We start from the raw sequence: 13,376 nt of genomic DNA, 5'->3' as shown, positions 1-13,376 counted from the left end.
CTTATTTTGTTTGAGTTGTCACTGTTGTGGTGACTTTTTTCAATTTTTTCGGTTTATATGAATTTGACTGAGGGATAACAGAATGATTAGGTGAACCTTCTGTCACAAGATATAACGTTGTGGTATCTTCAGGTGTATCATGCCCCCCAAGCCAATTATGCTGAAATGTTGCTGCATAGAATCGACCTTGAAGCTCTCGAGGATCTAAATCAATGCGAGATTGCCCCTGGTTTTGCAAGCGAACCGCAGTGACAACATACTCATCAAGTTGCCAGCTGAGTAATGGAGTAGCTCGCACAGGCAATGCAGGTAAGAGCGTTTTAAGCGGTGTAGGAAGGCGATGTGAAACTTGGCGCACACCTTCCAAAGGCTCAACTGAACGTAAAGGCGCATAAAACATTTGTGCGGCATAACGTGTTAATGCAGCTGGAGCGGGGAGTGCCGGACGCGCATTTGGCATTGGTTCGTTATATGCATTTGCATCTTGGCCATAAGCAGTTGTTTGTTTTTCAACTTTATTTTCATAAACAAAGCGAATTGGCTCACTTGCATTGGCAACAGAATGCTTCGCTTGCACATCAAGTAAGATTATTTCTCCAGTTGCAACATCCATAAGCTGCAAGCGTGTTTTTGGGAAATCTGCAGTTGCTTTTAAATAAACCGCACCGCCAGTTGATTGAATGCGAAGCTTGCTATCTAATTCAGGTGGATAACCTACTTTTACATTTTTATCTACGAATAGAATACGTTCTTTTTCGATTTGTAAGTCAATAGGTAACGGTTTGCGCGCCCATTTCATTAACACATCGGCAGATGCCGTCATTGGTGAAAAGATAAAAGCCGCGCTTAGTAACAAAGTGAGTTTTTTCATTATTGGTTATCCCCTTCTCTAAATTCTTTTGCTTCTAAACGTAATGGAATTGAGCTGTAGCAGTTAAATCCCAATCCCCAAGGATTGTTCTGTAAATCTGTTTCCATGCGCACGATATTGACCGGGAAGCGGGTTAAAACACGTTTTACTGGTTCATCTTTGAAATACTCATCTACACTTAAATCAAGATTAACCGTCCAGCTATCTGGACTATGCACAATAACGCTACTGTCTTTAAATCCACGTCCCACAATTTCATAAACACCACGTGCACGTTCACGTAATTCACCGTTAGATAAACGGTCATAGTAGTCTTTCTTCAAAAATTCTTGGCAACTTGGCGTAATAAAGGCTTTATTTCTTTCAATATTTAATTTGTATTCTTCCTCGCCATTCTCCATCCAGCGGTTTAACTGCTGGAAGGTTTGATAAGCAAAGGCATAAACGGTTGATTTTGGCACTTCCCACCAAGGGCGTTGACTTCCCGCACGTAAATCCGGTGGGTTATAAATCATTAATCGACTTGGTGCGGTAAAAATAATGGCACATAGCACCAAACAAATCACAAGCAATGCACCGATAGCAATTCGCCCGGTCATGATTTCGCGATTTTTTTGATGAACAATCCCTTTTAAGTTACTCATAATAAACTCTCTTATTTTTTAACTCGGCGAATAGACCAAGTGCCTTGACGGGAGATAAAGCGATTCCCCCCTAATATTCCATCTAATTTAACCTCAATCATTCGATTCAAGTAGGCTTCCGGCTTACCTCGTTTAAGGCGCGCAATAATCACTTTGCCAATCACCACAGAAAGAATGCAAAACAACATGGCGAGAGACGGAATTAACAACCAAAAATCAAAGCCTAAGGCAAAACAACAAAGGAGGCCAAGCACTGCACCCAAGATAAATCCCATTGCTGCAGCCAACATAAATTCACTTACAGATAACCCGCCATACACACTCGATTCACGATTTAATCGAGTAGGAAGAAAGGGGATTGTTTGTTCTTTATCGCTTGACATCTTGACCTCACAGAGATAATTAAAACAGACCGATAGCCAATTTCACCAACCAGAGGCTGAAGAAAATTAAAATGAAACCAAGAATAAGAGCGATAATAAATGGGCCCCATCCTTTTTTGTCATTTTCGTCAGTCGCTGCGTTATAGGTTTTAATTAATGCCTTAACCACTGTCATGATTGACCATGCTGCAAATAAAATTGCACACAAGGTTGCCAATGATTTAGCAACAAGATAGATGATTTCCATCGGGTCTTTGGTATTGCTATCTACGCCTGGGATTTTAAAATCAGGGATTTTAGAGGCATTGATACCATTACCACCGCCTGTAGCAAACGCATTTTCAACGGATAACCAAAGTAAAGTTACTACCGCAAGAAAACGACTTGAAACATTCTGAAAGAAGGATTTAATCAACTTCATGAGATGTCCTTATGGTTTGTTAAATAAAAAAGCTGACAACACATATAATTAATGCTGCGCCCCATAGAATCAGTTTAAAGAATGACCAAATATCACCGTCGTTCACCATGCCTTTGTAGCCATGATTAGTTGCCCACATATACGCAAGCAGTAATACGACAACCAAAATAATGGCCAGCATGATTTTCAGTTTTAGCGGGTCTAAACCACTTACAGTATAAAAACTGTCTAATGGTGAAACAGAAGGGAAATTAGCGTTACTCATCTGCTATTGACTCCGAAGATTGAGATAATCTTCTTTTAAGTTACGAATAGCTTTAGGATTTCTAGGGATTGCCCGGGAAGGGTTAATATATTGCTTAATCCCTGCCTGTACCGTAGCAATATCTTGATGTGCTGAAGCGTAATCAAAATATTCACGACTTTTCGCAGAAACCTTTGCACTTGCAGCTGCTCGCTGTAATGAGAGTTTTGCTGCATCCAACTGTTTAATTGCTTGCGCTAAATGCTCTTGCTCTGTTGCTTGAGCACTTATAGCGCCAAACAATAACCCTATTGCTAGAGATAAACTGAAAATATTTTTAGTCACGGAGAACTCCTTACTTGAAACAGATTCCAAGCAAAGAGTGCCAAAGAAGAGAGGGAAATTTAATGAGAAACTCTTTTTAAATTCAAAACAGTTTTTAGTGATAAAAAAGGGCGCTTATTCTTGGAAAAATAAGCACCCATAATGACAACATAGAGGAATATTAAAGGTATTTTTTAAAGCTCGCTGCCGTTACACAGATGGATAGTCCAAATAGAAATGCAGCTGGCACCAAAATTATATTCGGGTAAATAGAAATTGGGATAGAAAGATACAATACCCATGCCGACAACATAATCGGGCCAATTAATCGACGTGCATGATGATAAAGAAAACTAGACTCTCTGCCCGCACCAAATTTACGACGGTCACGCATCATTAACCCTTCAGTAAAGCCCGCAAATGCGGCTAACAAAAAGAGTGGGGAAGTAAAAACAATCACTACAAGTCGAATAACAAAGGTGATAAAAACATAAATCACTGACTCAATATACGCTCGCCCATAATGATACACCCACAAACCTACGCCACTATGCTCACGAGGGTTGGCTAACCAATCTTTTACACCTGTTTTCACAAAAAGCCATTCATGTAATGACAAAATAAGACCTTCAGCCAGCTCTTTTGGAGAATGATAGAAAAGACCTCTCGTTAGACTATCAGAAAGCCATCCAAGCTCAGTTAGCATCATTTTTTGACTGTGTAAATGACCTTCTTCAGGCCATAAAAATGCAATACCTAACCATTCAAGAATAATGCTCAAAATCAGGGAACCCAATAAGGCGGCTAATACCGCATTAATGTAGTAAAAAAGACCCTTTTTCTTTTTTTTGACTTGTTGTTCTGCCATTACTGTAATGTTCCCGCTGGAGATAATTTACAGTGAAAGAAAAGATAACCTTTTACTTCACCGTCTAAAAAAATTTGAATTGCCTGGATGCCATTTTCAGATTTTTTTACATCATTAGCCGTCCAAAGTGAGATGCCTTTATTTGCATACTTTTTCGCAAATTCATGTGTGGTATAACGCTGATTATTCCAATCTTCCAAATAAGGTAAAAAGTAATTAAGTAATTCATCAGCGTTTTCCAGCCCACAAGAACAGCTAGTGACTGAATTGAAATCTACGCTCATATCCGGAATATCAAGCAAGTTCATATCCGGCTGATTAATTATCTGTGTCATCAAAATCATCCTCATCTGTATCATCATTCTGATCAATATCTTCATCTTCCATATCTTCAGCAACTGGAGCTTCAACATCCCCGAAAAGCATTTCTTCTCCTGCGTGTGAAGGCGCTCGATTTAATGACATTGACTGAAAAGCGGTTGCTATATCTTGACTTGGCGCATAATCAGAAAATGCAGATTGCCACCAATTTGGAGAAATATGGTAGTTTTTGCGCATATAAGCCGTCAATTCTTGAAGTGATTCCGGCATCACATCATCTTTATCAACCGCAGGTAAAGGCATTCTTAATTTATAAAGCGTACTCCCTTCAAGAAGAGCAAATGCCTGTCCTTTTGGTAAATTTGTAATATGTGCTGGCGATAGCATTGGCACCATTTTTTCAGAAATACGTTCACCAGTATTAGAAGTAAACGCCTTGCCATCATCCGGATTGCTGTTATCTGTCGTACTTGATGTCACCATGCTTTGATAAATTGTGACATCGTTGAGCTGACGCGTTAAAAACTCTGCAGTGGCCGGCTCTTTTACCCGGAACATTAAAAGTGTATTGAAGTTACCTGTTGTTTGTCCCGTTTTTGCCTTACTTCCAATACGAGCTTCAATATCTGAAAGTGTTTGAGTATAGGCTGTTACCTGCATTCCCGCACCACGACCTTTATTGATCAGCGGGATAAATTCATCCCCCATCAATTCATTGAACTCATCGCAATGAAGGTTGATTTTAGGCGGTTTGCTTTTAGTTTTAAATGCATCTGGCAACCCCTCATCTACGCCAAATTTATAAATATGACCAGCCATTGATACCAAATCAGCAAACATACTATTACCCACAGCTGCAGCTACGGTCGCATCGGATAATGCATCTAATCCAACGTAAACAATCCCTCTTTTACGAATAATAGATTCCCAATCAAAGATAGGGCGCTCATCATGAATATCAGTGTAATCAGGCGAGAGAAGCTCTGCAGTTTTACCTGTAGTGAGTTTTTCAAGTAACGGTAAAAGCGATGCCACAATTTTATCAAAATAGGTTTTATCGTAACGTACCGCACTTGATAACCCTTCAAGTACCGGGTCAAAAATCTTATTCTCTAAAATATATTGGTTAATAACAGCAATCAGCGGTCTATCTTTCATCGAGAACGGTAAATTTTTTACATCTAAGTTAGCCGCAACCGAAGCCAACGTTGGCCATATTTTCTTATCTACGGCATCAAAATGAAGTTTGGCGTAATCTAAGAAAAGTGCATCAATATTTTGCACAAAACGCGAGATTTGCACATAGTCCGGGCGTTTTCCCATTTCAACCAATGCACGGGAGACAATATTCACAAAACGCCACGCAAACTCTTTAAATGCTGCACTATTTCCCGCACCACTTAATTGCCCAGAAATACGTCCTGCCACTTCAGAAATTCGACCGAAGCGACCAACTGGGTTATATCGAGCAGAAATTTCCGGATGCCCTAAATGGAATACATAAAATTCATTTTCACGCCCCGCACGTTTTGCTTCTGCATACATTCGTTTTAACATATCCGGGTCGCCTTTCGGATCAAAAAAGACAACCACTTCACGCTCTTCAGGTGTTTTACCTCGATGTATATCTTGTGTAACAAGCACTTCAGCAAAACGCGTTTTCCCTACGCCAGTTGTACCAAATACTAAGGTATGACCGCCACGGTCGCCTAACGGAAGCATAATATCGCGTTCATTCGGCTCCACACCATGCATCACTGGAATGCCGCCAACTGGCGGTAGCGGTCTGACTGGATTTAATGGAGAGTCCATTGAAGTGAGTCTAGATAACCAATTATCATGCACTTTTTCATAATCACGAGCGGCTTTAAACCACTTCCCATTTTTCCAATAAATTTGCCCATTTGCAGAGAAACAGTCATAAAGACGTTGCGTATGCTTTGGTTCCCATTCAAAGCCTCGTCCTAAGAACAAGGCTTTTTTACTTACTGGAATTTGACGACTGGTCAAAGCATAGTGAGGGAGTCTGCGTAAATTTCGGTGATAGCGTACAATTTCCATGCCTTGACGAAAACGCATAACCCCCATACCTGCGAAAGCGGCCCCTAATCCATATCCAATAAGAGGATTTAATGCGAGCGACCAAGGCGCACCGCAACAAACCAAAGCACAAGTACCATGGACGGCAGCTGGAAAAAATTCAACAGGCGGTCTAAGTAAACCTTCTAATACATGTTTTTGACTCATTGCGACAATCCTTCTGAAGTCAATAAAGCAGGGTAGTGAGCAAGATTTAATCTTGAAGCTAAGTCATCCCCTGGCGTTGGCATTAAGGTTAAATCCGGTGCTAATTGGCGTAACTCGCTTAATTCGTTTGTTGTTTTAACGCTTACTACAAGTCCCATTGCACCAATTTTTTTAAGGTAATTATAATTAGCGTGTAGCCAATTTTTAGATAAGTTATCTGTTCCAATAAGAAAAATAGGCAACATTCCAGGAAGATTCATTCTGACTGGTTGTATTTGGCCCGGTGTCATTCTATGTGAGATAACAGGTAAAATATCCGCTTCGGTCAATGTTGAAGGAACGCTATTAGGGTAGGCTTGAACCATTGATTCATCCGGTTGTAATGCTTCATAAAAACGGACTGCACTTTCTCCGCCAAAATCACCAATAACTTTTAATTCAGCTTGCGCCTGAACTACTGCTCCTAAGCAGACCAAAGAGAGGAAAAAGGATTTATACTGCATAATTCTGTTCTCGTATTAATTGGTTGGATTTTGCCAACGAATAGCTTGTTGATTTGTTTGATTTGACGCTGGCTCAACCCAACGCATAGCGGTTTCTGTTGGAGAAACCCAATGTAAATTGGCTGGTAATGGTTTATTCTCAATTTGATAACGTGGTGATACTGAAGGGCGCTGGAAGTTAGCTATTTGTTTACTGACATTAAAACGCTCACTTTGATAAACAAGAAAGCCTTGTACCGACATTCCTTTTTTCATCCCGTTACGCTTCATATTTAGAATATCTTCACGTGTTGCTCTACCTTGTAGCGCTCGATGTAAACCATCTATACCGATATTATGAGCAAGATATAAATTTTCATGGGATGGTTTTATGCCTCGCTCAAAAAACTGATTAATATGCCATCTAGCTAAAAGTGCGGTTGCTAGAGTGTTAAGTTGATTGTTTTTTCTAGGGTCGAAAGGTGTATCACGATTGTAACGAGTGATTTGAGTCATACCTAAGGCTCGCCCCTCATCAGTTGTTGCAAGCCAATTCCAGGTGCCCCGGGTAAATTGCCCCACACCGGTTGCCCCGGTTGGGGAAACATTTCCATACCACCCATCTTCAATTTTTACTAACCCACGTAGCATCGCTTCATCGACCTGGTAGCGATTAGATGCATCTTTAATATAGCCATCAATATCAGTTCCAAAGCCATTAAATGCAACGGAGTGAGTCGCAACGCCAAGACCGATTAAGCTAAATACGATTTTTAATAGACGATTTGTTGCCATTGCCCATCCTGTTGAATTTGGAATGCAGCAGGCATTTTGCCATCTGCATACTGTAACCAGGCTCCATTATCATGATTAAGGGTAATTAATTTTCTATTCACTTTATTTGGGTCGATGTTATGTTTTTTCGCCCAATTATAGATTTGCTCATTATTATTCACGCCAACAAAATAAATATCTATAGGCGTTTTATCATTCACATATTGCAGTACACGATCAGCATTCGCTTCACATTTGTCACAATTTTCTAGGCGAGTAAAATAAATCACCCGTCCAAACCGCTCTGAAATATGAGGTTCAACCTTAAATGGTTGCTCATTTGGATACATTTCAGCAAATACGCGATCATAAGTGCGTTGGAACTGCAGCTCTCTCTCCATGCGGTCGTGCATTTTTTTTGCCAGTAGTCGAGCATAACGCTCTCTTTCCTGCTCATTTCGAGACTCCACACCAAGCGAGGTTAAAGGGTCAAGACCTGGCGACCATATACCACGAGCACCTTGATTAAGCTCTTGGTAGCGTTGCCATTCTTGCTCAGTTAAACCCCACTCTTGAGACTTAGCTAATAACTCTTGTTGATTTAATTTATTTGTCACCAAGTTTTGTTGATTGAGGGATTGAGTAGCAAGTGTATTAGCCGCAGTGACTTCAGCAAATACAGCAGTAGAAAACATCCCTAATATCATCGCCACATAGGATATTTTTTTGACATGATTCATTGCTTATTCCTCGATGATTTCTGTTGTAGTTGTTGTCGTTGTTGTGGTTTCTACTTTCGGCTTTTCCCCTGTAGCACGTTCCGGTACAGCTGGGCGTAATTTAAAACAAACGGTACGAGAAACGTCATTGATAGTAATTTCATAAGCCGGCCCTGCTAACATTTGAAGGGCATCACGTAAAGCCATCGGGCCAAATTGATAATGTACTTTTGGTAATGGACGGGAATAAAGCGTAGAAAGTGTTGGTTCATTCTGACCAAAACCATGACAAAGTGAAAGGCCTGTATCTTTTAACGTCGTGCGTAATCCCTGCTCAACGGTTGCCGTTAAGGCTCGTTTCTTTTTACCTAACATGTTGACAGTGACACTTTGGTCTAGAAGGTATTTTTGACCTTCTTCTGGAGAGAAATTAATTAAAGTGTATCGACCTTCACGTAACACTTCTGTACGTTCAGGCTGATAGTCTGTGTAAATATCCGGACGAACAATTCGATCTTCCGGTTGTAAAACTTGATGCTGACCTTGTTGAATATTTGGATTTTCTAGTGCTTGTTGCTCATCGGCTGTTTGTTGTTTATGTGCACAACCTGAAAGCACAACCAATGCAAAAGTGGTTAATAGAAATTTTTTCATGATGAGGCTCCAATTAAGGTATTTAAATAATGCCTTAATATGGATAACTCTCACCTGAATTTGAATAATTTATTCTTCTTGAAGTAAAGATAGAAAAATTAGCTGAGAAAAATATATTTAATGCCAATAATAATTGTTAAGTGCACCGGGTAAAAAAGATAAAAGAAAAGCTTAGGCATTCGAGAGATTGAGATATTACATTGACGAAGGCCTTTAGGGTGAAGAATAAATATCATTGTACCGACCACAACAGTAACAACACTGATTGTTTCAACAATAGTTTCCCCGAAATTATCAATAAAACTGTGATTGACGAAAAGTGCGAGCAATACACAGGTTAGCATCGTAATAAGACGAAATTGAGTATCTTTTGTTTGCAAGAATAGGTAACAACCAATGCAATATAAAAGCCCAGGTAAACCATAATCAGAGAGTGCGGAAAGAATAATAAAAAAGCCCAATCCAAAAAACATGACCCAGCTATTTAAGTCTTGACGGTTTTTATATACCCATATTACCCCGATTACAGACAAAAACTGAAATAGGACATTTAAACGGTCATAATTAGGCTCGAAAAGCGTAAAACTGATTTCAGATAAAAATGCGGTTGCTATCATCCAAGTGAAATAACTTTTAAAGTTTACTTTATCTCGAGATAAATTAAGCGCGATGATAAATCCAAACGCCACGTAGGAAAATCGACCTATCACCCGACACCAGGATAGGGCTGGGTAAGCATTTGAAAAAGCCACACCAATGTGATCGATAATCATCGTGATAAGAGCTAACCATTTTAGGCATTCAGTTTGTGAAGAAGTTAAATAAGGCATCGTTATACTGTTAAAAAGAGTTTTATTTATCATATCCTAAAAAGGAAAAGCCTATCTACATAAAGTAGATAGGCTTTCAAGGTAAATAGATTAATATTCATATCCGAGCATAATCGTTGTAGAACTACGATCTGCTTCAGTGATGACAAAAACACTTTCGCCATCAATAAAATGCTGGCTCACAATGCGTTTATCCTTCTCTACGGCATGATCGTTTTCAATCCAATCTTCAACGCAGGTAGCACCCCAATCATAACCTAATTGTTTTTCAATTAAGCGATGAATGGTTGGCATTCCCAATAACTGTTTAGCGCAGATAGTACACGAAACATCCCCTAACTTAAGTGGTGTTCTTTTTGATTGATATATATCCCAATCAAAGTGTCCTCTTTGCTCATCTTCACTTTCATCAGAAAAAGAAATCTTAGTTGTTCGATTCCCGTCATCATCTACTGAAGTAGAGAGTTGAATGGTGTCTTTACCATTATCTGCTTGATAGAAATTCATAACAATTTCTGAAAGCGGATGTGGCGGTTTTTCAATCCAATCTTTATTCCCCAGCATGATAATGCAGCCATTTTGATGCCACGAGATGACCTCATTGATCTTTTCGGTAGTTAATTCCGCTAAGATACGACGAGAGACGAAGATTTTTCCAAGTTCTAAAATACGATTTTCCTTACACATAAGTGTTTCTCCTAAATTTTTAAAATGTAAAAAGTAAAGGGGATAACACTGCCATTGAGGGTGTTATCCCCCAATGGGTGAAAGGTTGTTAGCTAAATAAGATGATTATCAGTAAAGCAAAAAGATGCTGAACCAGAAACGATAAAGTGATCAAGTAATTTAATATCCATTAATTCACAAGCTTCCTTTAATCTCTTGGTTATATATTTATCAGCATCACTAGGCTCAACATTTCCAGTTGGATGATTGTGCCCAATGATAATTGCTGATGCATTTAGCTTTAATGCTTGTCGAATAATCTCCCGAATTGACACAGAAGTTTCTGAAACAGATCCTTGAAACATCACCTCAGATTTAATCAATCTGTGGATTCTATCCAAGAAAAGTACCACGAAATTTTCTCTTTCCTCATTACCTATAATGGTTTGAAAATAGAGTTTAGCTATTGATGGCTCAGTAAATTCCTGTGCACCTTGGTAAAAGGGCTTTTCTTCCATCACTTTAGTTAAAATAACCTGTGCCTGTTCTAAAATAGCTTGTTGTTGCTCGTTTAATTTAAACATTCGATATTCCTTCTAAAATAGGGAATATCGCCCATAAGGGATATATCCCCTATGGGTAAGGTGCGAAAAGAATGCTTATCGCACATTAAAGTTAATGTTATTAATCAGAAGTTTTTAAACTGTCGATAATCTGTTTAATTTTTGCTGCAAATTCTAAATCGTGCTCAGATTCATCATCTATACAATATTCCAAATAATTACTCATATCAGCAATTAGTGCTTCTTTTGTTGGCGAAGGTTGGAACATAATTGATCCATCCCCATTATTACTAGCATTTTCCAATGCCAATTCAACAAGTAAAGCTTCTGCTTCTTGAGGTGTATATTGGTACTCAGAAGTTGCTACACATTTGCCAGAGTACCATGCATAAACTAGCTTGGTTTGAGGATCATAGAAATGATTTGGCTCAATCCCTTTAGGGGTAGTTGCCTTTCCTAGAAACTCACTTATAAACTCTTGCGTTGTTAAAGTAATTAGCTCTAATCCACTATTTACATAGTAAAACATATATTTCTCCAATTTATGTTTTCAAAAGTTAAATTTACGCCCAAAGTAATTCGGCTAATTTTACTTTTTTCTCAAGCTCATTGACTGCTTTTTTAGCATAAGTGAGAGAAAAAGCATGTGTTCGCAATTCAGGTTTATCTTTAAGCTCTTGGTGTTTTTCTTTGGCTTTTTCCAATTCAAACTTGAAGAACTCAAGACTTTCCGGCATGGATAAATCAATTTTCCCTGCCATCTGTTCCCAATAAGCGATTTTACCGTCATAACTTTCTGCTTTACGCATTTCTTCAATAGACTTATCCATGCGTCTTGCATTACGTTCAATCAAGGCTCTATGGCGTTTTTCGCTATGATGACCAATTTTAATTGGTTCTCCCAAGCTAAGAAATTCACGGCCTTCATTAGCAGCTTCACAATATTGTTCACTGCGTTTTAATGCATTATTAGCTGCGTTTTGATAACGCTCAGCTTTTTGTTCTGCACGAACTTGACTATTCACTCCATCACACCGGGTGAAGGAATAAAAATACGCATCCTCAGAGGTTTTTACGAGATTATGAATCTCCACTTCAGTCTCTTTACCGTATTTACTGGTTAAGATGATAACGTCACCTTTTTGGTGAGCATCCGGACATTTAGCAACAAAAACATTAGGGCAAAATTTAGCGTAAGTATTCATAGGTTTCTCCTCAAATAGAAATAAAAAAGGAGAAACCACCCATAAGGGGAGTTTCCCCTTCAGGGTAAAGAAAAAGCCAACAAATTTTGTTGTTGGCTTTCATCAGTTTATAGGTTAGTCATTCCCTTGCTCATCTTGGCGTTTTGCTTGATATTTCAACTCACCATCAACTTTAATAAAGTTAATACGATAGAGTCGTCCTTTAATCGACACGCCAGTATCACCTTTTTTGTGATATTCGCTATCTTTTGAATAAGTGAATGTGTCATACCACAAATCACTCATTACAAAGGAAACCAAGACTTTTTTCTTAGCTTCAACAGCTTCTTGACAGCGTTTGATTAAATTTACAGTTTCTTCACCGGATACGTTCATATCAAAAAAACGATATTCCGGAGAATCGGAAGAACCTGTAAGAGCAGCAATTCGACAAGCCCAAAATGCATCTCCTTTTTTCGGCTTGATTTCGCGAATATCGCTTAAATAACCAATGCCAGAAGTATGAAGATTGAAATATTTTGGTTGTGCGTTTTGAGTAGACATAATGTTTCTCCTAAGTAGTAAAAAAGCGGAGAAACATCCTTACCCAACACGGGAAAAATGTTTCCCGCCAAGGGTTAAATTGTGATTAAACTAGAATAAGTAATCTTATTTTAGGTTAAGGGTAGTTTAAGGTGGCACACCTACGAATTATTCGTAGATTCTCCTTTCAGTGTGCTGGAAAAAATTTTGGCTATGATTCTACTTGCGCTAAGGCAAGGCGTTGCTTCTCAAGAATCGTGCAACTTCTTAAAGGCTGTTTTCACAGCACCTTAAAAACTGTTGTTATTAAAATCTAAAGCAAACCTTAAATGTATAAAAAATTAAAAATTCTATTTGGAGATATTTTAGTCAAAAGAAAAGGTCACCCAGTTTCCTGAATGACCTTATAGTTTTGACTATAGATTGATTAAATAAAAATTAAGTAGGCCAAACTAATTTGATTCATAAAAATACTGATACGTTCGTTACCATATACGGATTTTTACGGCTCGCCTTATCCGATTACTTTGTGGCCATCAATCGGTTATATCTGTGGCATCAAATTGACACAAAGGGCACCCATTGTTTCACCGGTGGGCTCCGGTAAGGAAAAAGTAGCAAGCCATTGCGAATTTTCA

19 protein-coding genes are annotated in these 13,376 nt (G+C 38.8%); all 19 read right to left on the bottom strand.

Going from position 1 to position 13,376, the window contains the following annotated elements:
* Position 1: 1 nt before the first annotated feature.
* On the bottom strand, positions 2–871 hold the full coding sequence (locus ACPT8Q_RS08245; protein WP_011271846.1) for a TIGR03749 family integrating conjugative element protein: 870 nt from the start codon (positions 869–871) through the stop codon (positions 2–4).
* The gene (locus tag ACPT8Q_RS08240; RefSeq protein ID WP_011271845.1) at positions 871–1,515 is read right to left on the bottom strand and encodes a PFL_4703 family integrating conjugative element protein; all 645 of its coding nucleotides are present in this window, start codon (positions 1,513–1,515) and stop codon (positions 871–873) included. The genes ACPT8Q_RS08245 and ACPT8Q_RS08240 overlap by 1 nt, the downstream gene beginning before the upstream one ends.
* Before the next feature lie 11 nt (positions 1,516–1,526).
* Complete coding sequence (locus ACPT8Q_RS08235; protein WP_011271844.1) at positions 1,527–1,898, bottom strand: TIGR03750 family conjugal transfer protein; 372 nt, start codon at positions 1,896–1,898, stop codon at positions 1,527–1,529.
* A gap of 19 nt (positions 1,899–1,917) precedes the next feature.
* Positions 1,918–2,319, bottom strand: coding sequence for a DUF2976 domain-containing protein (locus tag ACPT8Q_RS08230; RefSeq protein ID WP_005687585.1), 402 nt, complete (start codon positions 2,317–2,319; stop codon positions 1,918–1,920).
* A gap of 19 nt (positions 2,320–2,338) precedes the next feature.
* Positions 2,339–2,584 (bottom strand): DUF3262 family protein, encoded by a 246-nt coding sequence (locus ACPT8Q_RS08225; protein ID WP_005687584.1) that lies wholly within the window; start codon positions 2,582–2,584, stop codon positions 2,339–2,341.
* Positions 2,585–2,587: 3 nt separating this feature from the next.
* On the bottom strand, positions 2,588–2,908 hold the full coding sequence (locus ACPT8Q_RS08220) for an RAQPRD family integrative conjugative element protein (RefSeq protein ID WP_005687583.1): 321 nt from the start codon (positions 2,906–2,908) through the stop codon (positions 2,588–2,590).
* 160 nt (positions 2,909–3,068) lie between these two features.
* Entirely contained in the window at positions 3,069–3,755 is a 687-nt protein-coding gene (locus tag ACPT8Q_RS08215) for a TIGR03747 family integrating conjugative element membrane protein (RefSeq protein WP_005687582.1), read from the bottom strand.
* The gene (locus ACPT8Q_RS08210) at positions 3,755–4,090 is read right to left on the bottom strand and encodes a hypothetical protein (RefSeq protein ID WP_005687581.1); all 336 of its coding nucleotides are present in this window, start codon (positions 4,088–4,090) and stop codon (positions 3,755–3,757) included. Before ACPT8Q_RS08210 ends, ACPT8Q_RS08215 begins: the two co-directional genes overlap by 1 nt.
* Positions 4,074–6,323, bottom strand: coding sequence for a type IV conjugative transfer system coupling protein TraD (gene traD / locus ACPT8Q_RS08205; RefSeq protein ID WP_011271842.1), 2,250 nt, complete (start codon positions 6,321–6,323; stop codon positions 4,074–4,076). The genes ACPT8Q_RS08210 and traD overlap by 17 nt, the downstream gene beginning before the upstream one ends.
* Positions 6,320–6,826 (bottom strand): integrating conjugative element protein, encoded by a 507-nt coding sequence (locus tag ACPT8Q_RS08200; RefSeq protein WP_011271841.1) that lies wholly within the window; start codon positions 6,824–6,826, stop codon positions 6,320–6,322. The genes traD and ACPT8Q_RS08200 overlap by 4 nt, the downstream gene beginning before the upstream one ends.
* Before the next feature lie 15 nt (positions 6,827–6,841).
* Entirely contained in the window at positions 6,842–7,600 is a 759-nt protein-coding gene (locus ACPT8Q_RS08195) for a transglycosylase SLT domain-containing protein (protein WP_011271840.1), read from the bottom strand.
* Positions 7,579–8,319: a TIGR03759 family integrating conjugative element protein gene (locus tag ACPT8Q_RS08190; protein ID WP_011271839.1), complete on the bottom strand. Its 741-nt coding sequence runs from the start codon at positions 8,317–8,319 to the stop codon at positions 7,579–7,581. The genes ACPT8Q_RS08195 and ACPT8Q_RS08190 overlap by 22 nt, the downstream gene beginning before the upstream one ends.
* 3 nt (positions 8,320–8,322) lie before the next feature.
* On the bottom strand, positions 8,323–8,952 hold the full coding sequence (locus tag ACPT8Q_RS08185) for a lipoprotein (protein ID WP_011271838.1): 630 nt from the start codon (positions 8,950–8,952) through the stop codon (positions 8,323–8,325).
* Positions 8,953–9,050: 98 nt separating this feature from the next.
* Positions 9,051–9,815 (bottom strand): TraX family protein, encoded by a 765-nt coding sequence (locus ACPT8Q_RS08180; protein WP_011271837.1) that lies wholly within the window; start codon positions 9,813–9,815, stop codon positions 9,051–9,053.
* A gap of 57 nt (positions 9,816–9,872) precedes the next feature.
* Complete coding sequence (locus tag ACPT8Q_RS08175; RefSeq protein ID WP_011271836.1) at positions 9,873–10,469, bottom strand: hypothetical protein; 597 nt, start codon at positions 10,467–10,469, stop codon at positions 9,873–9,875.
* Positions 10,470–10,561: 92 nt separating this feature from the next.
* Positions 10,562–11,032, bottom strand: a complete 471-nt coding sequence (gene radC, locus ACPT8Q_RS08170; protein ID WP_011271835.1) for a RadC family protein — start codon at positions 11,030–11,032, stop codon at positions 10,562–10,564.
* A gap of 100 nt (positions 11,033–11,132) precedes the next feature.
* The gene (locus ACPT8Q_RS08165) at positions 11,133–11,540 is read right to left on the bottom strand and encodes a hypothetical protein (protein WP_011271834.1); all 408 of its coding nucleotides are present in this window, start codon (positions 11,538–11,540) and stop codon (positions 11,133–11,135) included.
* A gap of 34 nt (positions 11,541–11,574) precedes the next feature.
* Complete coding sequence (locus ACPT8Q_RS08160; RefSeq protein WP_011271833.1) at positions 11,575–12,216, bottom strand: DUF3560 domain-containing protein; 642 nt, start codon at positions 12,214–12,216, stop codon at positions 11,575–11,577.
* A gap of 114 nt (positions 12,217–12,330) precedes the next feature.
* Positions 12,331–12,759 carry an STY4534 family ICE replication protein gene (locus ACPT8Q_RS08155; protein ID WP_011271832.1) on the bottom strand — a complete coding sequence of 143 codons (429 nt, stop codon included), beginning with the start codon at positions 12,757–12,759 and terminating at the stop codon, positions 12,331–12,333.
* Positions 12,760–13,376: the final 617 nt, after the last annotated feature.

The organism is Haemophilus sp. HN_Hi10, from assembly GCF_049821985.1.
Classification (GTDB): domain Bacteria; phylum Pseudomonadota; class Gammaproteobacteria; order Enterobacterales; family Pasteurellaceae; genus Haemophilus; species Haemophilus influenzae_D.
The sequence above is the reverse complement of the archived record's forward strand: the minus strand, read 5'-3'. Positions and strand labels throughout refer to the sequence as shown.

Bases quoted from the DNA above. Each gene is read 5' to 3' on its own strand.
- ACPT8Q_RS08245 (WP_011271846.1), bottom strand. From the start codon at position 871: ATGAAAAAACTCACTTTGTTACTAAGCGCGGCTTTTATCTTTTCACCA.
- ACPT8Q_RS08240 (WP_011271845.1), bottom strand. From the start codon at position 1,515: ATGAGTAACTTAAAAGGGATTGTTCATCAAAAAAATCGCGAAATCATG.
- ACPT8Q_RS08235 (WP_011271844.1), bottom strand. From the start codon at position 1,898: ATGTCAAGCGATAAAGAACAAACAATCCCCTTTCTTCCTACTCGATTA.
- ACPT8Q_RS08230 (WP_005687585.1), bottom strand. From the start codon at position 2,319: ATGAAGTTGATTAAATCCTTCTTTCAGAATGTTTCAAGTCGTTTTCTT.
- ACPT8Q_RS08225 (WP_005687584.1), bottom strand. From the start codon at position 2,584: ATGAGTAACGCTAATTTCCCTTCTGTTTCACCATTAGACAGTTTTTAT.
- ACPT8Q_RS08215 (WP_005687582.1), bottom strand. From the start codon at position 3,755: ATGGCAGAACAACAAGTCAAAAAAAAGAAAAAGGGTCTTTTTTACTAC.
- ACPT8Q_RS08210 (WP_005687581.1), bottom strand. From the start codon at position 4,090: ATGACACAGATAATTAATCAGCCGGATATGAACTTGCTTGATATTCCG.
- traD (WP_011271842.1), bottom strand. From the start codon at position 6,323: ATGAGTCAAAAACATGTATTAGAAGGTTTACTTAGACCGCCTGTTGAA.
- ACPT8Q_RS08200 (WP_011271841.1), bottom strand. From the start codon at position 6,826: ATGCAGTATAAATCCTTTTTCCTCTCTTTGGTCTGCTTAGGAGCAGTA.
- ACPT8Q_RS08195 (WP_011271840.1), bottom strand. From the start codon at position 7,600: ATGGCAACAAATCGTCTATTAAAAATCGTATTTAGCTTAATCGGTCTT.
- ACPT8Q_RS08190 (WP_011271839.1), bottom strand. From the start codon at position 8,319: ATGAATCATGTCAAAAAAATATCCTATGTGGCGATGATATTAGGGATG.
- ACPT8Q_RS08185 (WP_011271838.1), bottom strand. From the start codon at position 8,952: ATGAAAAAATTTCTATTAACCACTTTTGCATTGGTTGTGCTTTCAGGT.
- ACPT8Q_RS08180 (WP_011271837.1), bottom strand. From the start codon at position 9,815: ATGATAAATAAAACTCTTTTTAACAGTATAACGATGCCTTATTTAACT.
- ACPT8Q_RS08175 (WP_011271836.1), bottom strand. From the start codon at position 10,469: ATGTGTAAGGAAAATCGTATTTTAGAACTTGGAAAAATCTTCGTCTCT.
- radC (WP_011271835.1), bottom strand. From the start codon at position 11,032: ATGTTTAAATTAAACGAGCAACAACAAGCTATTTTAGAACAGGCACAG.
- ACPT8Q_RS08165 (WP_011271834.1), bottom strand. From the start codon at position 11,540: ATGTTTTACTATGTAAATAGTGGATTAGAGCTAATTACTTTAACAACG.
- ACPT8Q_RS08160 (WP_011271833.1), bottom strand. From the start codon at position 12,216: ATGAATACTTACGCTAAATTTTGCCCTAATGTTTTTGTTGCTAAATGT.
- ACPT8Q_RS08155 (WP_011271832.1), bottom strand. From the start codon at position 12,759: ATGTCTACTCAAAACGCACAACCAAAATATTTCAATCTTCATACTTCT.